Origin of the sequence: Roseomonas sp. KE0001, from assembly GCF_016107285.1 — a bacterium.
Taxonomy (GTDB): Bacteria; Pseudomonadota; Alphaproteobacteria; order Acetobacterales; family Acetobacteraceae; genus Pseudoroseomonas.
The window spans coordinates 1-17,813 of the sequence record NZ_RCVQ01000020.1; the positions used below are offsets into that span (position 1 = coordinate 1).

19 protein-coding genes and 2 tRNA genes are annotated in these 17,813 nt (G+C 69.8%); 10 read left to right on the forward strand and 11 right to left on the reverse strand.

The window, feature by feature from the left end; translation table 11 throughout:
• Positions 1-92: 92 nt before the first annotated feature.
• The 5 genes from D9598_RS20180 to hmgA all read right to left on the reverse strand — a co-directional run bounded on the left by D9598_RS20180 (position 93) and on the right by hmgA (position 5,419).
• Positions 93-1,001 carry a LysR family transcriptional regulator gene (locus tag D9598_RS20180; protein WP_198368289.1) on the reverse strand — a complete coding sequence of 303 codons (909 nt, stop codon included), beginning with the start codon at positions 999-1,001 and terminating at the stop codon, positions 93-95.
• A gap of 12 nt (positions 1,002-1,013) precedes the next feature.
• Positions 1,014-1,646: a maleylacetoacetate isomerase gene (gene maiA / locus D9598_RS20185; RefSeq protein WP_198368290.1), complete on the reverse strand. Its 633-nt coding sequence runs from the start codon at positions 1,644-1,646 to the stop codon at positions 1,014-1,016.
• A 3-nt stretch (positions 1,647-1,649) separates the two neighbouring features.
• Complete coding sequence (locus D9598_RS20190; protein ID WP_198368291.1) at positions 1,650-2,633, reverse strand: tripartite tricarboxylate transporter substrate binding protein; 984 nt, start codon at positions 2,631-2,633, stop codon at positions 1,650-1,652.
• A 71-nt stretch (positions 2,634-2,704) separates the two neighbouring features.
• The gene (fahA, locus tag D9598_RS20195; RefSeq protein WP_232477481.1) at positions 2,705-4,039 is read right to left on the reverse strand and encodes a fumarylacetoacetase; all 1,335 of its coding nucleotides are present in this window, start codon (positions 4,037-4,039) and stop codon (positions 2,705-2,707) included.
• A 24-nt stretch (positions 4,040-4,063) separates the two neighbouring features.
• Entirely contained in the window at positions 4,064-5,419 is a 1,356-nt protein-coding gene (gene hmgA, locus D9598_RS20200) for a homogentisate 1,2-dioxygenase (RefSeq protein WP_198368292.1), read from the reverse strand.
• Between the two features lie 85 nt (positions 5,420-5,504).
• Here hmgA and D9598_RS20205 point away from each other — a divergent pair, with 85 nt between their 5' ends.
• Positions 5,505-5,981 (forward strand): MarR family winged helix-turn-helix transcriptional regulator, encoded by a 477-nt coding sequence (locus D9598_RS20205; RefSeq protein WP_232477482.1) that lies wholly within the window; start codon positions 5,505-5,507, stop codon positions 5,979-5,981.
• A 3-nt stretch (positions 5,982-5,984) separates the two neighbouring features.
• Here D9598_RS20205 and hppD read toward each other — a convergent pair whose 3' ends face one another.
• Positions 5,985-7,115 (reverse strand): 4-hydroxyphenylpyruvate dioxygenase, encoded by a 1,131-nt coding sequence (gene hppD, locus D9598_RS20210; protein WP_198368294.1) that lies wholly within the window; start codon positions 7,113-7,115, stop codon positions 5,985-5,987.
• Between the two features lie 121 nt (positions 7,116-7,236).
• Here hppD and D9598_RS20215 point away from each other — a divergent pair, with 121 nt between their 5' ends.
• Entirely contained in the window at positions 7,237-7,719 is a 483-nt protein-coding gene (locus tag D9598_RS20215) for an Lrp/AsnC family transcriptional regulator (RefSeq protein ID WP_198368295.1), read from the forward strand.
• Positions 7,720-7,861: 142 nt separating this feature from the next.
• A complete protein-coding gene (locus D9598_RS20220; RefSeq protein ID WP_198368296.1) occupies positions 7,862-8,170 on the forward strand; it encodes a hypothetical protein in 309 nt (102 codons plus the stop codon).
• Positions 8,171-8,179: 9 nt separating this feature from the next.
• On the opposite strand, the gene D9598_RS20225 is transcribed toward D9598_RS20220, so the two are convergent.
• A complete protein-coding gene (locus D9598_RS20225; protein ID WP_198368297.1) occupies positions 8,180-9,124 on the reverse strand; it encodes a LysR substrate-binding domain-containing protein in 945 nt (314 codons plus the stop codon).
• 139 nt (positions 9,125-9,263) lie between these two features.
• On the opposite strand from D9598_RS20225, the gene D9598_RS20230 reads away from it, so the two are divergent.
• From D9598_RS20230 to D9598_RS20245, 4 genes are read left to right on the forward strand one after another with little or no spacing between them, the layout of a single operon-like run.
• Positions 9,264-10,520 carry a CaiB/BaiF CoA-transferase family protein gene (locus D9598_RS20230; protein ID WP_232477485.1) on the forward strand — a complete coding sequence of 419 codons (1,257 nt, stop codon included), beginning with the start codon at positions 9,264-9,266 and terminating at the stop codon, positions 10,518-10,520.
• An 8-nt stretch (positions 10,521-10,528) separates the two neighbouring features.
• A complete protein-coding gene (locus D9598_RS20235) occupies positions 10,529-11,311 on the forward strand; it encodes an enoyl-CoA hydratase (RefSeq protein ID WP_232477483.1) in 783 nt (260 codons plus the stop codon).
• 33 nt (positions 11,312-11,344) lie between these two features.
• The gene (locus tag D9598_RS20240; protein WP_198368300.1) at positions 11,345-12,340 is read left to right on the forward strand and encodes a tripartite tricarboxylate transporter substrate binding protein; all 996 of its coding nucleotides are present in this window, start codon (positions 11,345-11,347) and stop codon (positions 12,338-12,340) included.
• Positions 12,341-12,353: 13 nt separating this feature from the next.
• Positions 12,354-13,580, forward strand: coding sequence for an alpha-hydroxy acid oxidase (locus D9598_RS20245; protein WP_370592099.1), 1,227 nt, complete (start codon positions 12,354-12,356; stop codon positions 13,578-13,580).
• Positions 13,581-13,616: 36 nt separating this feature from the next.
• Here D9598_RS20245 and D9598_RS20250 read toward each other — a convergent pair whose 3' ends face one another.
• Together D9598_RS20250 and D9598_RS20255 are read right to left on the reverse strand one after the other, a co-directional pair.
• A complete protein-coding gene (locus D9598_RS20250; RefSeq protein ID WP_198368301.1) occupies positions 13,617-14,696 on the reverse strand; it encodes an SMP-30/gluconolactonase/LRE family protein in 1,080 nt (359 codons plus the stop codon).
• 190 nt (positions 14,697-14,886) lie between these two features.
• Positions 14,887-15,180 carry a transposase gene (locus D9598_RS20255; RefSeq protein ID WP_198368302.1) on the reverse strand — a complete coding sequence of 98 codons (294 nt, stop codon included), beginning with the start codon at positions 15,178-15,180 and terminating at the stop codon, positions 14,887-14,889.
• A gap of 304 nt (positions 15,181-15,484) precedes the next feature.
• Between D9598_RS20255 and D9598_RS21300 the strand changes: the two genes are divergently transcribed.
• Together D9598_RS21300 and D9598_RS20265 are read left to right on the forward strand one after the other, a co-directional pair.
• Positions 15,485-15,832: a DNA-binding transcriptional regulator gene (locus D9598_RS21300; RefSeq protein ID WP_232477484.1), complete on the forward strand. Its 348-nt coding sequence runs from the start codon at positions 15,485-15,487 to the stop codon at positions 15,830-15,832.
• Between the two features lie 12 nt (positions 15,833-15,844).
• Complete coding sequence (locus tag D9598_RS20265) at positions 15,845-16,153, forward strand: hypothetical protein (protein WP_198368303.1); 309 nt, start codon at positions 15,845-15,847, stop codon at positions 16,151-16,153.
• A 473-nt stretch (positions 16,154-16,626) separates the two neighbouring features.
• On the opposite strand, the gene D9598_RS20270 is transcribed toward D9598_RS20265, so the two are convergent.
• Positions 16,627-16,702, reverse strand: a tRNA-Asn gene (locus D9598_RS20270).
• Between the two features lie 92 nt (positions 16,703-16,794).
• Positions 16,795-16,868 (reverse strand) — tRNA-Cys (locus tag D9598_RS20275).
• Positions 16,869-17,003: 135 nt separating this feature from the next.
• Between D9598_RS20275 and D9598_RS20280 the strand changes: the two genes are divergently transcribed.
• Positions 17,004-17,663: a protein-L-isoaspartate O-methyltransferase gene (locus D9598_RS20280; RefSeq protein WP_198368304.1), complete on the forward strand. Its 660-nt coding sequence runs from the start codon at positions 17,004-17,006 to the stop codon at positions 17,661-17,663.
• Positions 17,664-17,813: the final 150 nt, after the last annotated feature.

Here is a 17,813-nt window from a genome sequence, read left to right on the forward strand (position 1 = left end):
CCATGGGAGCTCTCATGCTTTCTCGTGTTTCAGCCCGGCAAGCCCTGCCTACCGGGCGCGGCAGCGCCGGAGCCGATGACCTCACGGCATTCTCAGGGCGGCGCATCGGCCGAGCGGTTCAGGTGGTCGAACAGCAGGCGCACCGCGCGAGGCAGCAGGCAGGAGGGCCGGGAGACCAGCCGCAGCTGCCGCTTGGCCCAGGGCTCCGCCAGAGGCACGCCGCGCAGGCCGAGGGCGGTCTGATACGGCCCGGCAACGCCGTCCGGCATCACCGTCAGCCCGTGGCCGGCGGCGACCAGGCGGCGCGCCGCATCCGTGCTGGCGACGCGAAAGCGGTAATGCAGCGCCCGCCCCAGCAAAGCCGCCTCCTGCTCGAGCAGCAGAGCCAGGGCGCCGCCCGCCTGCACGCCGATCAGCGGCTCCGCCAGCACATCGGCGAAGCCGAGTTGGGCGTGGCGCGCGAAGCGGTGCCCGGCCGGCAGCAGTACCAGCAATCGGTCGGTGTGCCAGAGCTCCGCCTCAAGTCCGGCCGGCAGCGGCACGCCGCTGGTGATGATCCCGAGATCGGTGCGGCCCTGCAGCAGCGCGTCCAGGATCGGCCGCGTCGTTTCCTCCTGCAGCTCCACAGAGATGCCAGGTCGGGCGGCGGCAAAGGCGGCGAGGTCCTCGGCCAGACGGTGGCCGGACAGGGCCGACGTCGTGGCCGAGAGCCGGACGCTGCCGCTGCCGCCGCCGGCAAAGGCGCGCAGGTCGTCCGACAGCCGCCCGGCCTGGTCGAGCAGCGTGCTCGCATGCCGCGCCAGACGCTCGCCGGCGGCGGTGGGCCGGACGCCGCGGGCGCTGCGTTCCAGCAGCGGCACGCCGCAATCGGCTTCCAGATCCTGCACCCGGCGGGCGGCGGCGGAAATGGCGATGCCGCACTGCTCGGCGGCGCGGCTGAGGCTGCCGAGTTCCACCGCGGCCAGAAAGATCCGCAGGGTGACCCAGTCAGGCGGCGTCAAGGACGCTGCCTGTCATTCGGCATCGGCCTGCCGCTCCGGCGCCGCGTCCCGGAAGGCCGGAAGCGCGGTGCAGGCCGCCTCTGCGGCGCCGATCCGGGGCAGGCCCGAAAGGTCGCAGCCAAAGCGGCGCGCATTGCCGAGCTGCGGCACCAGGCAGAGATCGGCCAGGCCCGGCGCCTCGCCGAAGCAGAATGGGCCGGGCTGACCGGCGAGCAGCGCCTCGCAGGCGGCCAGCCCCTCGGCGATGGTGTCGCGCGCCCAGGCGGTGACCGCTTCCTCCGGCAGGCCGAGGCCGCGCAGGCGGGACAGCACCTTGAGGTTCTGCACCGGGTGGATGTCGCAGGCGATGGCCAGGGCGAAGGCGCGCACGGCGGCGCGCGCGTCATGCCCCGGCGGCAGCAGCGGCGGCGCGGGCCAGCCCTCCTCCAGCCATTCGCAGATGGCGAGGGATTGCGTCAGCACCGCGCCACTGTCGGTTTCCAGCGCCGGCACCAGCCCCTGCGGGTTGAGCCGCAGAAACGCCGGCGCCCGCTGCCCGCCATGGCGCAGGTGGTGAAACGCCTGCCCGGCCGTCAGGCCCTTGAGGTTCAGCGCGATGCGCACCCGCCACGCGGCGGAGGAACGGAAATAGCCGTGCAGCTTCATGGTTCAGTCCAGTGTGATGCCGAGGTCGCGGATCAGCGGAACCCAGATGGCCCGATCCGCCGTGATCATGGCCTGCACCTGCTCCGCCGAGGCCGGCAGCGGCTCCACCCCGATCTCGGCGAATTTGCGCCGGATGCCGGCATCGGTCAGGGCGGTGCCCAGCTCGGCCGCCAGGCGGGCGACAACGGCATCGGGCGTCGCGCGCGGCACCATCAGGCTTTGCCAGGCATAGGCTTCGAGATCCGGCAGCCCGGTGGCCTCGGCAATGGTGGGAAGCTCGGGGAAGCCAGGGTGGCGGCGTGCCGAGAACACCGCCACGGGGCGCGCCATGCCGCTACGCAGCGCCTCGCCGCCCGCCACCGTGTCGGTCACCGTGGCCTCGACCACCCCGGCGAGCAGGTCGTTGAGCGCCGGGGCAGCGCCGCGATAGGGGATGTGCGAGAAGCGCGCGCCGATGCTGCGGGCCAGCCGCTCCATCGCCAGGTGATGCGGCGAGCCGATGCCCGGCGAGGCGTAGTCGATGCTCTCCGGCCGCGCCTTGCCCTGCGCCAGCAGCGCGCCGATGTCGCGCAGCGCGGAATCCTTCTTCACCGCGAGCACGAGCTGGAAGCGGGCGATGCCGCCGACCGGGCGGAAATCCCGGTCCGGATCGTAGGGCAGGCGGCGGAACAGGGCGGGGTTGAACACCAGCGTGCCGTTGTCGGCGGTGAGGGTGGTGTAGCCATCCGCCGGTGCGCGCGCGGCGGCCTCGGCGCCGATATTGGTCGCGGCGCCCGGCTTGTTGTCGATCACCACCGGCTTGCCGAGGCCCTCCGCCATGCGCGCCGCCAGCAGCCGCGCCAGCGTGTCGCTGCCACCCCCGGCCGCATAGGCGACGATCCACTTCACCGGGCCTTCCGGCCAGGCGGCGCGCGCCGCGCGCGGCAACAGGGCGGCGCCGAGCGCGCTCAGCGCCAGGGCGCGGCGGGACAGGGTGGCATTCGGCATGGACGTTTCTTTCTTGGACTGGTCTTTCTCGGACCGGTCCTTCTGGGACCGGCAGCGATTCAGGCGGCGATTCAGGCGGCGGGCAGGATGCGGGCGCGGCATTCCCCGAAGCCGATGCCGGCGGCGCCATCCTTGCGGGCGCGCGCCTGCAGGATGATCTCGTCGCCATCCTCCAGGAAGCGCCGGGTTTCGCCGGAGGGCAGGGCGATGGGCTCGCGGCCGCCGCGCGTGGCTTCCAGCAGGCTGCCGACGCCTTCCGGCCCGGGCGCGGAGATGGTGCCGGAGCCGAGCAGGTCGCCCGGGTTGAGGTCGCAGCCATTGCTGGTGTGGTGCGCCACCATCTGCGCCACGGTCCAGTACATGTGGCGCGTGTCGGACAGCGCGAGGCGGTGCGGCGGCAGCCCCTGCTCGCGCATCTGCGCCGTCTGGATCAGCACCTCCAGCGCCATGCCGAAGGCGCCGCCGTTCTGGTCGGCCTGGTCCAGCAGATAGGGCAGGGGGGCAGGGTCGCCTTCGGGGCGCGCCGGCTGCGCCATGCGGAAGGGCGCCAGCGCCTCGGGCGTCACCACCCAGGGGGACAGGGTGCTGCCGAAATTCTTCGCCAGGAAGGGCCCCAGCGGCTGGTATTCCCAGGCCTGGATGTCGCGCGCCGACCAGTCGTTCAGCAGGCAGTAGCCGGCCACATGCGCCTCGGCCTCCGCCACCGGGATCGGCTGGCCCAGCGTGTTGCCGGGGCCGATCCAGACGCCCAGCTCCAGCTCGTAATCGAGCCTCTCGCAGGGGGCGAAGCGCGGGGCATCGGCTTCCGGAGCCTTCAGCTGGCCGAGCGGGCGCCGCACGGCGGTGCCGCTGACGCGCACGGAGGAGGCGCGGCCATGGTAGCCGATCGGCACGTGCTTGTAGTTGGGCAGCAGCGGGTTGTCCGGCCGGAATACCTTACCGATGTTGGTGGCGTGGTGGATGCCGACATAGAAATCGGTGTAGTCGCCGATGCGCGCCGGCAGATGCAGCACGCAACCGGCCGCGTCGTGCAGGCATGGCGCGGCCTTGTCGCGGTCCGCGCTGCCCTCGGCCAGGATGGCGGAGAGCCGCGCCCGCAGCGCGCGGCGCGGGCCGGCGCCCAGCGCCATCAGTGCGTTGAGGGTCTGGCCGGAGGCGGCGGCGGCCGCCTGCTCCGCCGCGCCGGTGAACAGACCCGCCGCCGCGGCGGCGGCCAGGTCGAGGATGCTGTCGCCAATGGCGACGCCGCCGCGCGGCGTGCTCTCGCCCGGCGGCGTGAACAGGCCGAAGGGCAGGTTCTGGATGGGGAAGTCGGCGTGCCCGTCGGCCCCCGCCACCCAGCAGCGCAGCGCCGGGTCGTGGGTGGCGTCGATGGCGGCACGGGCCGGCGGCAAGTCATCACTCAAGGTCGTGCTCCTCGGAGGCCAGTATCAGGGGCGCGTGGGGTCGAAATGCTTCTGCAGCCCGGCGCCGTAGCCCGCGTAGTCCTGCTGGAACTGCGGCGCCTCGGCGGCGAAGCGGGTGACGCGCTGCGGGAAGCGGGTCTCGAACATGAAGGCCAGCGTGCCTTCCAGCTTGTGGGGCTTCAGCTCGGCATTGCTGGCACCCTCGAAGGCGTTCATGTCGGGTCCGTGCGGCAGCATGGTATTGTGCAGGGAGAAGCCGCCGGGCACGAAGCCGCCGCCGGTCTTGGCGTCGTACACGCCATAGATCAGCCCCATGAACTCGCTCATGATGTTCATGTGGTACCAGGGCGGGCGGAAGGTGTTCTCGGCCACCAGCCAGCGGTCCGGGAAGATGACGAAGTCGATGTTGGCGGTGCCCGGCGTCTCGGAAGGCGAGGTGAGCACGGTGAAGATCGACGGGTCGGCATGGTCGAACAGCACCGGGCCCACCGGGGAATAGCGGCGCAGGTCGTACTTGTAGGGCGCGTAATTGCCGTGCCAGGCCACCACGTCCAGCGGCGAGTGCTGCAGCTCCGCCTGCCACAGATTGCCGCCCCACTTCACCGTCATGGTGGCGGGGGTGTCGCGCTCCTCATAGGCGGCCACGGGCGTCAGGAAGTCGCGCGGGTTGGCCAGGCAGTTGGCGCCGATCGGGCCGCGCTCGGGCAGGGTGAAGGCACCACCGTAATTCTCGCAGAGATAGCCGCGCGCCGGCGCGTCATTGTGCAGCTCGACACGCAGCTTCACACCGCGCGGGATCACGGCGATCTCGCCCGGCTCGATGTCGATGATGCCGAACTCGGTCCAGAGCCGCAGCGAGCCCTGCTGCGGCACGAACAGCATTTCGGCATCGGCGTTGTAGAAATACTCGTCCTGCATGGAGCGGGTGGCGAGGTAGACGTGCGAGCCCATACCGGCCTGCGCTCCGGCATCGCCGGCGGTGGTGACGGTGTGGATGCCTTCCAGGAAGCTGACGGAAGTGTCCGGCAGCGGGATCGGGTCCCAGCGGAGTGGCGCTAGCGGCATGTCTGTCTCGGCGCAGGGGGCGGTGCGCCACAGCCCGGCATCCACCTTCCGGAACTGCCCCCAATGCGTGACGGTGGGGCGGATGCGGTACAGCCAGCTCCGCTCATTGGTGGCGCGCGGCGCGGTGAAGGGGGAGCCGCTGAGCTGCTCGGCATAAAGCCCGTAGGCGCATTTCTGCGGCGAGTTGCGCCCGACCGGCAGGGCGCCGGGCAGCGCCTCAGTCTCGAACCCATTGCCGAAGCCGGAAAGATAGCCCGGCGCGTTGGCGGCCGCGGCCGGGGTGGCGGCGGTGCCGGGTCTCAGGGAAACATTCATCCTCTGTCCTCCCACGGGTGCGGCGGCTGTTTGCAACCTCCACCGGCCGTTCTATATCGTATCATATGAGATGAAAAGCGAAAGCATGCCCGAAAGCAACCGCGATACCGTACCGCTCATCCTGCAGGACTTCCTGCCCTACCGGCTTTCGGTGGTGACGGAGGCCGTCAGCAGTCTTTTTGCCACGCGCTACCAGGAACGCTTCGGGCTCAGCATTCCGGAATGGCGCGTGGTGGCGGTGGTCGGGCAGCACGGTGCCCTATCCACCCAGCAGGTGATCGAGCAGACCGGCATGGACCGGGTGCGCGTCAGCCGCGCCGTGATCCGCCTGGCCGACAAGACGCTGCTGAGTCGGGCCGTGCACCCGCAGGATCAGCGGGCGCAGATCCTGCAGCTGACCGGCGCGGGCCACGCCATCTACCGCCAGATCGTGCCGCTGGCGCGGGAGATGCAGGAAGCGCTGTCCGCCGCCCTGACAGAGTCGGAGCAGCGCCAGCTCGCGGTTATCCTGCAGAAGATCGGCCGCCGCACGGAGGAACTGTCCGGCGGCGGCGCGGATTAGGCCTCACTCCGCCGCGTCAGCCGGCTGCTTGCCGCCGATCACGCCGCGGCGCACCTGGTCCTCCTCGATGCTTTCGAACAGGGCACGGAAATTGCCCTCGCCGAAGCCATCATCGCCCTTGCGCTCGATGAACTCGAAGAACACCGGGCCGATCACATTGCCCGAGAAGATCTGCAGCAGCAGCCGCGCCTTCTTGTGCTCCACCACGCCCTCGCCATCCACCAGGATGCCGTTCTTCTTCAGCCGCGCCAGATCCTCTCCATGGCCGGGCAGGCGGGCATCGACCTTCTCGTAATAGGTTTCGGGCGGGGAGGGCATGAAGGTCAGCCCGCCTTCGCGCAGCCCCTCGATGGTGCCGTAGATGTCGTTGCAGCCGCAGGCAATGTGCTGGATGCCCTCGCCCTTGTACTCGCGCAGGTATTCCTCGATCTGGCTCTCATCGTCCGCGCTCTCGTTCAGCGGGATGCGGATGCGGCCATCCGGGCTGGTCAGCGCGCGGGAGAACAGGCCAGTGTACTCGCCCTTGATGTCGAAGTAGCGGATCTGCTGGAAGTTGAAGATCTTGTTGTAGAACTCGTACCAGACATCCATGCGGCCACGGAAAACATTGTGCGTCAGGTGGTCGATGTAGAACAGCCCGGCGCCGCGCGGGGTGGCCTCGCGTTCACCCAGCCACTCGAACTCCTCGTCATAGGTGGAGCCCTGCGCGCCATACTTGTCCACGAAGTAGAGCAGGCTGCCGCCGATGCCCTTGATGGCCGGCAGGTTCATGGTCGGTGCGCCATCCGCCGGATCGGCCGGCTCGGCGCCGTGCTCCAGCGCGCGCTTGTAGGCGTGCTGCGCGTCCACCACGCGAAAGGCCATGGAGGGCACGCAGGGGCCGTGCGAGTCCGAGAAGCGCACGGCATGGCTACCCGGCTCCTCGTTCAGCAGGTAGTTGATGTCGCCCTGGCGGTACAGTGTCACGGCCTTGGAGCGGTGCTTCGCGACGGCGGTGAAGCCCATCTGGCGGAACAGCGCGTGCAGCTTTTCCGGCTCGGGATGGGCGTACTCGACGAAGGCGAAGCCGTCGGTGCCGGCCGGGTTGTGTTCGCTGATGGTCTGGCACGGCGCGTCGTGCGGGAACGGACCCATGGGATGCCTTCCTTTTATCTTGGACTGGCTGAAAGGCTAGTGCCATGAAGGCGCAATGTGCGTGCAAAACAAGGCGCCCAAACGGTGACTATGCACGATCTGCGCATGAAAGTCGGATAGGATGCATGAAACGCCTTCATTGGACGGGTTCGACCTCCGCCTGCTCGCGGCGCTGCAGGAAGATGCCAGGCTGACCAACCAGCAGCTCGGCGAGCGCATCGGGCTGTCGGCGTCGCAATGCTCGCGCCGGCGCAGCGCGCTGGAGGCTGCCGGGCTGATCCGCGGCTACCGGGCTGAGCTTGAGGCGGAAGCCCTCGGCCTGCACGTACTCGCCTTCGTGCAGGTAACGCTGACCGCCCATAGCGGCGACAACTCTCGCCGCTTCCGCGAGCTACTGGCGCGGGTGGAGGAAATTCAGGAAGCCTATGCCATGACAGGCGACACCGACTACCTGCTGAAGGCCATCGTCCCCGACCTGAAGGGATTGTCGCTGCTGGTGAACGAGACGCTGCTAGCGCATGACAGCGTGGCGCGCGTCCGCTCCTCCATCGTTCTGGACAAGCTGAAGGATACCGGACGGCTGCCGCTGCGGTGCCTCCGTTGAGTCCGCCGCGCGCGGCAACGCCGTAGTTCAGCTTGACGCCCGCGCGGGCATCCGTGAAACACCGCCGCCATGCGGGGCCGGACTTATCCGGCAACGGGCAGCGCCGGGCCCATGCCTGCTCCTCCTACAGGGAAGCCTTTCGATGTTCGGTGATTTCCTCTTGCTGCTGGTCAATGTCCTCATCATCGAGCCCGCCCAGGCGGAGCTGAGCGCCCGGCTGGGCGGGCTTGGCGCGCCGGCGGCGGTGATGCAGGGCGTCTCTTCCTGCGTGGCCGCGGCCCACACCACGCTGGGGGCGCTATACACGGAAAATCCGTGGGAGGGCATCACCACCGCCTTCCGGCTCTGGACTGGCCTGACCAGCTACGAGGCGGTGCTGCAGGCCGAGGTGCCGGCCTGCGAGCCGGCGCTGAAAGCGGCGCGGCCCTTCATCGCGCGCGAGCCCGGCTGAGCCCCCGCGTCACAGCGGTTCCACCGCCTGCCATTCGCCTCCCGTCACGAGGAGGTTGACCACCTCGATCAGGGTTTCGCGCACGGCCGCGACGGCCGGCGCCAGCGCCGCCTCACCGGCATCGCAGAGCGCGAGCTGCCGCTGGAGCTCGGGCGCATCGGCGAAGCGCCGGGCGTGCAGCGCGCCGCTCTGGCCGGGATGGTGCAGTGCGGACCAGGGCACCACCGTGCCGCCCAGCCCTTCCACCGCGGCGGCACGGATCGAGGGCAGGGCGTCCAGCTCGGCTAGGATGCGCGGCGCGGCGCCGATGCGCGCCATGGCCGCCTCCACCCGCTCCCGCAGCCCATTCGGCCGGCGCGGCAGCAGCAGCGGCACGCCGCAAAGTTCGCGCAGCGTGGCGGCCGGCGTCCCGGGAACCGCGCCATCCACCGCGCCGCCGCCGGGCGGCACCCAGAGCAGGTGCTCCAGCAGCAGCGGCTGGGTGCGCAGCCCGCGCAGCGGCGCCTCGGGGAACAGCAGCGCCAGGTCCAGCCGCGCCGTCAGCAACAGGTCGCCGATATCGGCGCTCTGCAGCACGTTGATCTGCAGCACCACCTGCGGCAGTGCGGCCGCTACGGCACGGATCAGCGGCAGGACAAGTACGTTGGCGGTGCTCAGCGGCATTCCGATTGCCACCGTGCCTGCCGGGCCGGAGCCGGCCTCCGCCCGCACATCGTCGCGCGCCTGTTCTAGCCGGCGCAGCACCGCCCGCGCATGCTGGTGCAGGCGCCGGCCGGCCTCGGTGGGCTCCACCCCGCGCGGCAGCCGCAGCAGCAGCCTGACGCCGAGCTCGGCCTCCAGCGCCGCCACATGCGCGCTGAGCGCCGGCTGGGCGATGTTGAGGTCGGTGGAGGCCCGGTTCAGCCCGCCCAGCTCGACGATCCGCGCGAAGCTGCGCAGGCGGTTCAGATCCATCCCCGTTCCTTCCCTGACCCCGAACGCGATCGGGGTATCCCGAGATATTATTGGTCGTCCTGTCGCTGCAAACCTAGCCTCGGTGTCGCAATGGCCTGGCGCGAAGCCGGCCGAAAGGGAGGATCGCCGCTTGAACGAGATGTCCACGGCCGTGCCGCGTCCGCAGAACGACCCGCCGCGCACCGGCCCGCTGGCCGGGCTGCGGGTGGTCGAGCTGTCCATGTATGTCGCGGCGCCGGTCTGCGGCCTGCTTCTGGGCGATCTCGGCGCCGAGGTGATCAAGGTGGAGCGCCTGCCCGAGGGCGACGACGTCCGCCAGATGAGCCCGCCCGAGATGCGGGGCGAGGCCGCCTCCTTTCTGGTACTGAACCGTGGCAAGCGCGGCGTCGCCATCGATGCCAAGCAGCCGGACGGGTTGCGGGCGCTGAAGCGGCTCTGCGCCGGCGCCGACGTGCTGATCGAGAATTTCCGCCCCGGCACGCTGGAGCGCCTCGGCCTCGGCTATGAGGCGCTGCGGGCCGAGAATCCCGGGCTGATTTATGCCAGCGTCTCCGGCTTTGGCCTGACCGGGCCGGAAGCGCAGCGCCCCGGGCTGGATCTGATCGCCCAGGCCTTCACCGGGCTGATGAGTATCACCGGCGAGGGGCCGGGCCGCCCGCCGGTCAAGGTCGGCGCGCCGGTCACCGACACCACGGCCGGCATGCTGCTGGCGCTCGGCGTGGTCGCGGCGCATGCCCACAAGCTGCGCACCGGGCAGGGGCAGCGGGTGGAAACCTCGCTGATCGAGGCCGGCATCATGCACACCGTGCTGCAGTCGGCGATGACGCTGGCCACTGGGGTTTCGCCCGGCCCGCTCGGCTCGGCGCATCCGCTGGGCGCGCCCTACCAGGCCTTTGCCTGCGCCGATGGCTGGATCGTGATCGGCGCGCAGAGCGATGGGCTGTTCCGCCGCGCCATGCGGGCGCTGGACGAGGAAGCCGGCATCGGCGCCGATCCGCACTGGGCGACCAGCGCGCTGCGCATCGCCGACCGCCCGGCGCTGATCGCCGCGCTGGAGCCGGTCTTCGCGCGGCTGACGCGGGCCGATTGCCTGGCGCGGCTGGATGCCGCCGGCGTGCCCTGCGGCCCGGTGCATTCGGTGGGCGAGATGCTGGAGCACCCGCAGACCCGCGCGCGCAACATGGTGGTGGAGGTGGCGCATCCCGATGGCGGTGCCCCCGTGCCGGCGCTCGGCTGCCCGCTGAAATTCTCCGCCACCCCGGCCGTGCCGCGCGGCCCGGCGCCGCGGCTCGGCGAGGACACGGCGGCGGTGCTGCGCGAGGCCGGGCTGGATACCGCGACGCTGGAGCGGCTGCGCGAGCAGGGCATCATCCGCATGCCGGAGGCGGTGGCATGAGCGCGGCCATGGAAAATGCCGTTCTGGTGGAGCGGCGCGGCGCGGTCGGTTGGATCACGCTGAACCGGCCGGCCAAGCGCAACGCGCTGTCGCTGGAGATGTGGCAGGCGGTGGGTCGCGCGGCGCGCGATTTCGGCGCCGATCCGGAGATCCGCGCGGTGGTGCTGTACGGCGCGGGCGGCTCCTTCGCCGCCGGGGCCGATATCGGCCAGTTCGAGGATGCGCGCGCCAGCGCCGAGGCCGAGCAGCGCTACAAGGCCACGGCGGATGAGGCGTTCGACGGGCTGGGCGCGCTGCCGCAGCCGCTGATCGCCATGATCGAGGGCTTCTGCATCGGCGGCGGGCTGGGCCTGGCCCTGCAGGCCGATCTCCGCGTCGCCGCGGAGGATGCGCGCTTCGGCATTCCCGCCGCCCGGCTCGGCATCGCCTATGACCATCTGCGGCTGCGGCGGCTGGTGGACATCGTTGGTCCGGCGGCGGCCAAGGACATCCTGTTCACCGCCCGGCGGCTGGAGGCCGGGGAGGCGTTCCGCCTCGGGCTGGTGGACCGGCTGGTGCCGGCCGGCGGGCTGCCGGCGGCGGTGGAGGAATTGCTGGTAACGCTGTGCGACAACGCGCCGCTGTCGCTGCGGGCCTGCAAGGCTGCGGTCGATGATTGGTGCCTCGACCCCGCCGATCGGCAGCCCGGGCGGCTCGATGCGCTGGAGCGGGCCTGTTTCGACAGCGACGACTACGCCGAGGGCCGCCGCGCCTTCATGGAGAAGCGGAGGCCGCGCTTCTCCGGACGTTAAGGATCGCGACTTCACGCGGGAGGACAAGAAAGCATGAGCGAAACCGCTCCCTTCAACCCATTGCGCCGCCGCGCCTTTCTGGCGGCAACCCCGGCGCTGCTGCTGGCGCCCCGCCTGCGCGCGGCGGAGGCCTTTCCAAGCCGCAGCGTGCGGCTGATCGTACCGTTCCCGCCGGGCGGCTCGGCCGATCCGCCGGCGCGCATCCTGGGCCAGCACCTGTCCACCGCCTGGGGGCAGCCGGTGGTGGTGGAGAACCGCTCGGGCGCGTCGGGCATGATCGGCTCGGAGGCCGTGGCGCGGGCGGCGCCGGATGGCTACACGCTGGGGCTCGGCAACATCCTGACCCACGCGCTGAACGTCGCGATGTTCCGGCGCATGAGTTACAACCCAGTGACCGATTTCGAGCCGGTCTCGCTGGTGGCGGCGACGCCGCACGCCTTCGTGGTGCCGGCGAAGTCGCCGATCCGCTCGATGGAGGACTTGGCCAGGGCGGTGCGCCAGGGCAAGGGCGAGCTGACCTTCGGCTCGCCCGGCCACGGCTCGACGCCGCATCTGATCCCCGAGATGTGGCTGCAGAAAATCGGCGGCAAGGCGGTGCATGTGCCCTATCGGGGCGCCGCGCCGGTGGTCAACGACCTGCTGGCGGGTACGCTCGGCTTCGCCGTCTCCACCCTGCCGGGCGTCGCCGCCCAGGCCCAGGCCGGGGAGCTGCGGCTGCTGGCGGTGGACAGCGACAAGCGGCAGGAGGCGTTTCCGGCGGTGCCCACCCTGGCCGAGCTCGGCATGGGCGAGATCGCCATGGATGTGTGGTTCGCCGTGCTGGCGCCGGCCGGCACGCCGCGCCCGGTGGTCGACCGCATCGCCGCCGACATCGCCAAGGCGCAGGCGCTGCCGGACACTGCACGGATGCTGAAGGCGGCAGGGCTGGAGCAGCGCGATCTCGGGCCGGATGCGACGCGCGAGTTCATCCGCGAGGAAGTGAAGCGCGCCGTCGCCATCGGCAAGCGCGTCGGGATCGAGCCGGAATGAGCGGGGGGCCTGCGTGAAGCGCCGCTTCCACCGGGGGCGGGACGTCCGCCGCGCCTGCAGCATCGACGAGCTGCGCGCCATGGCGCGGCGGCGCGTGCCGAACTTCGCCTTCGAGTATGTGGAGGGCGGCGCCGAGGATGAGCACAGCCTGCGGCGCAACCGCGAGGATTTCGACGGCGCCGCCTTCCTGCCACGCACCCTGGTGGATGTGGGCACCTGCCGCCAGGCGGTGACGCTGTGGGGGGCCGAGGCGGCCTCGCCCTTCATGATCGGCCCGACCGGCTTCAACGGCATGCTGGCGCATGAGGCGGATCTGGCGTTGGCCCGCGCCGCCCGTGCCGCCGGGGTGCCCTTTGTGCTCAGCCATGTCTCCACCACGCCGCTGGAGCGGGTGGTGGCGGAGGCGGGCGGCCGCGTCTGGATGCAGCTCTACCCGTTCCGTGACCGGGAGGTGGCGCGGCGGCTGGTGGCCCGTGCAGCGGCGGCGGGGTGCGAGGCGCTGGTGGTGACCACCGATTGCCCGCGTTTCGGCAACCGCGAATGGGACAAGCGCAACTACCGCGCGCCGATGAAGCTCGACGCGCGCAACATGCTGGACGTGCTGCGCCACCCGCGCTGGGTGCTGGACGTGCTGGTGCCGCATGGCGTGCCGCGCTTCGGCAATCTGGATGACGTGCTGCCGCCGGGGCAGAACTCGGCGCGCAACGCGGCGGCCTTTCTGAGCCGGCAGATGGACCCAAGCCTGAGTTGGCGCGATATCGGCTGGTTGCGCGGCATCTGGCCCGGCAGGCTGGTGCTGAAGGGCATCATGGTGCCGGAGGATGCGCGGCGGGCCGAGGATCACGGCGCCGACGGCATCGTGCTGTCCAACCATGGCGGGCGGCAGCTGGATGGTGCCGCCTCGGCCTTCTCGATGTTGCCGGAGGTGGCGGCTGCGCTGCGGCCGGACACGGTGTTGCTGATCGATGGCGGGTTCCGGCGTGGCGCGGACATCGTCAAAGCCGTGGCGTTCGGTGCGCACGCCGTGATGCTCGGGCGCGCCACGCTTTACGGCGTGGCCGCTGGCGGGCAGGCCGGGGCTGAGCGCGCCCTGACCATCCTGCGGGAGGAGGTGGACCGGGTGCTGGGCCTGCTGGGCTGCCCGGACATCGCGGCGCTGGACCAGCGCTATCTGCGGCGCGGCGCCCCCGCCGCGTCCGGCCCGGCCAAGGTTCAGGCCGCCATGGCCGGCGCGGGCTGAGGCGGGCCGCCGCTTCGGGGCAGGCGGCCCGGGCTGTCAGTGCACGACCTTGTAGAGCCGGTACGGATACTCCACCCGCTCCTGCGCGTTGAAGGCGGCTGTGCGGTTGATCTGCGCGGCGGTGACATACAGGGTGCCGTCCGGGCCGATGGCGAAGGTATCTGGCCAGGACAGACGCGGATCCTGCACCAGCCGCGTCACGCGGCCATCGGGCGACCAGCGATTGATGGCGTAGTGGATCGAGTCGCTGAGATAGATATTGCCATCCCTGTCGGCCAGCATGCCGTGCGAGACGCCGACCTTGCCCAGATCTTGAACTTGCGCCAGCAATTCGGCGTCGCTCAGCGACGCGTCGGCCAGGTGGCGCGTCTCGATGCGGTAGAGGTTCTCCTGATTGATGGCCCGGAAATAGAACCAGCGCCCGTCATGCGTCAGAGCAATGCCGTTCGCATTGGAGACGAATGGCCTGCCCCCCGTGTGCATCACGTCCTGCCCGTCGATGTGCAGCACGAAGCCGGGCGCGGCGCTGGTCGGCCGCGAGCCCTCGAGCACCGTGCGGGTGCGGCCGCTGGTCAGGTCCAGAATCACGATGGCCGAACGCTTGGGGTCGGACAGGTAGGCTAGGTTGCGGCGCGCATCTACGCGCACGTCGTTCAACGCTGCTGCGCCAGGCGCGATATCCTCGAAGCGGTAGATCCGCTGCACCTTGTTGTCCGAGAGCCCGACCTTCATCAGCTTGCTAGCGGAAGGGGTGCCGCTGCCGAAGGGCTGCACTGCATCCAATACCCACAGCGCGTCGCTCTGGGCGATGGCCGCCTGCACGTTCATGAAGTGGTTGTCGGCATCCGCGGGCGTGTAGCTGTTCCAGGCGGCATCAGGGTACGGGACCTCCTCGCCGCGGACCATCTCGGCCAGAGCGTAGCGGAACTCGGCGGAGCCGCTCTGGCGTGGGAAGGTCACGAACATCCGTCCAGTTTCAGACACCGTGATACCCACGGGCTGCCGCCGGCCGAAGGAGGCGACCTCGACAAGCCGGTTCTCCGGCCGCCCGGAAGCGGCGCAGGCCTGCAGCCCAAGGCCGGCCATAACAGCCAGTGCGGCGCGTCTCTCGATCATTCTGAGCTCCTTTGCGGAAGGATGAGAGGAACCGTATTGAAGGTGTCCGGCTCCCGACGCGGCGGCAGTCACCCAGCTCGGCTGGGCCAGGCTGTGCCCGCCAAGCGCGCGCAGCGCGCCGTTGCGGATAATCAGATCTGACGCGCTGATCAAGACGGCAGCGGAGAGCCGGGAGCTGATCCGCGACAGGTCATCGCTGCTTCGCCCGCTGCAAGGTCAGGGTAGGGGTCCAGGCGATCACACTGTCGCCACGCGTGGTGCCGACGCGATCAGTCTCACCCGACTGGTAGCGTCTCGGTGTCAGACCGCAATGCGCTCCGACGGCTCGCGAGCGGCTGAACCGCGTGGGATCGTCGACCGCCGAGCAGAAGGTTAGCGCCATCACCGGCCCGACGCCCGGCACCGTCCTCCAGCGGCGGCAGACGTCATCCTCGCGCACCGCAGCCAGCACCAGGCGGTGCAGCCGTTCGCGTTCGGTCCGCACGGCATCGCGGGGCCTGCAACAGCAGCCCCATCAGCGCCTCCAGTCCAGGCTGCCCGTCTGCCAGTTCGCGCACACGCGCCAGGAAGGCTGCCTCGCTGACCTGTCCGACCTTCAGCCCAATCCCAGGCAGCAGGCCGCGGATACCATTGTCGAGGTCACGCAGCTTAAGTGAGGCAGTACCTAGAGTGGCGGGCGACCGCTGGGCCACGGATGCGGCGGGCGATACCTACCTCCATCTGCCTTGCCGGACATACGGCGCCGCCGTAAGCGGGATGGTGCCGCGAGCACGGCGGGAGATAAGGCGATGACCAAGCCTACCAAGCGGCGAATGCAGGTGCCGCCGGAGATCCTGAGTGTGGTGCGGCGGAAGAGCAGCCTCCGCCGCGTGCGGGAGCTGCTGGCACCGCACATCGATCCCATCAATGAAGCCGACCTGCCGATGGCGGATGCAGAAGCCGAGGCGGAGCGCGTGCGAGAGGTGCGGGCTGGCACCCGCCTGACCCAGGCGGCATTCGCCCTGCGCTTCCGCATCCCCGTCGGCACAGTGAGGGATTGGGAACAGGGCAGGCGGAGGCCCGATGCCGCGGCTTTGGCCTACTTGCACGTGATTGAGCGAGAGCCAAAGGCGGTGCTCCAGGCCCTCAATATCTGACGAGCCGGCGCCATGACGGATGAAGAGCACTTTCACAACCCGCCCATCCACGGCACGCCGGAGGGCGCGCAATGGTTCCGGGACAAGCTGGCCGAGTTGGGGGAAAGCCAGCGCGGCCTGGCGCGCATGATGGTCCGCTACGGCGATGACAGGCGGCTGGAGAACATTGTCCGCCATCTCAGCCGTATCGCCTCGGGCCAGGCGCGGCTGCCCGGTGAGATGCGGGTGCTGCTGAACATGATGGCACGCGGCAAGGCGCGGAAAGCGAAGGCATTGGCCGAGGCTGCCTTGAGGTCTGAGAGCAAGCCGGATTTAGATTGAAGGGTCGGTGGTGGCGGATAGCCGCTGCCCTGCTCGGCCGGAGGCCGATCGCCCTAAATTGCTCTATCGCCAGAAGCGAAAGATCAAAAGGCGTTTCGCCTTAGCTTATCCAGTGCGGCAGGACCGTAGTTTTTACCGTATCGCGTATCAAGGAATAACAGGCAGATAGACACCTTGGCATGCCGTGACGCGAGGGGTTTTTACCGCCCTGAAAAACGTCGCGCACCATGCGCGCCAATCGCGCGACGAAGGTAGCCAACCACCAGCAATAGAGTAACCCGCACAGGTTTCGCGCAGGCCCCTTACGTGAATTTACCTAGGGTAAGGATGGCCTCAGCATTCCGGATAGGAATACCAGCAAACCGTCGAAGGGTATTTTTCGGAGGTAGTTCCGCCAAGCGGGACGATGAAGGGGGACGGCAAACCGTCCCCCTTCTTAAGTCTCTGATCCGCCTTGGTAAGAGGCGGTGAAATGGCTCCCCGAGTTGGACTCGAACCAACGACCTAGCGATTAACAGTCGCGTGCTCTACCAGCTGAGCTATCGGGGATCAGCTTGTGGGCGGCGCTATAGCGGGGCTGTTCCCTGCCCGCAAGGGGCAAAAATCATTCCGTTAGAGCGCCTTACTTGGAAGGCGTAGCCTGGAGGCCCGAGCCGGAATTGAACCGACGTACGCGGATTTGCAGTCCGCTGCATCACCACTCTGCCATCGGGCCCCTTGCGGCGCTGTATCGGGTCTCGGAGCGCGCGGGTCAAGAGTGTCGCGCTTGGCCCGGTGCGGCGCTCCGCCTATAAGGCCAGCCAGGGCGTGGGCAGGGGATCCGCGCCTCGCAGCCAAGGATAGTTCTACGATGGATTTCGCGGGCGCGCGCAAGTGGATGGTGGACGGGCAGCTCCGCCCCAACAAGGTTACCGATCCGCGAATCCTCAACAGCATGTCGGATCTGCCGCGCCATCTTTTCGTCCCGCCCACCATGGTGGCCCGCGCCCATGCCGATGAGGATGTGCCGCTCGGGCATGGCCGCGTCATGCTGCAGCCCATGATGCTGGCGCGCCTTCTGCAGCTGGCCAAGGTCCGCGCCGGCGAGGCCGTGCTGGTCCTGGCGGCCGGCACCGCCTACGGCGCGGCGCTGGTCAGTCGGATGGGCGGCCGCGTGACGGCGATCGAGGCCGAAGCCGACCTTCTGGCTCTCGGCCGGGAGGCCTTGTCCGGCCTGTCCCTGACGCCCGGCACGCTGGACTACCTTCAGGGATCTCCGGCTGCCGGCCATGCGGAGAAGGCGCCCTATGACCTTATTGTCATCGAGGGCGCCGTGCAGTCGATTCCGAAGGAGATTGTAGGGCAGCTCGCCGAGGGCGGGCGCCTCGCGACGATCCGGCTCCTGCCCGGCCGATCCGGGGTCGCGGTGCTGGGGCAACGCCTGGGTGGCAGCTTCAGCATCACCGAAGCCTTCGACTGCAACACCGTTCTCCTGCCAGGATTTGCGCCCGAGCCGGGCTTTGCCCTCTGAGGTCTCGCGGCCCGCTTCGCGGACCAGGCCCATGGGCCTGGTTCAACTTCACCCGCTTCTGCCCTAGTCTGCGGCGCGCGGCCGATCCGGGCATGGCCAAGGAGGCAATCTGGTGATTCGACTTTCCGCATCTGCCAGCGCTCTGCGGAT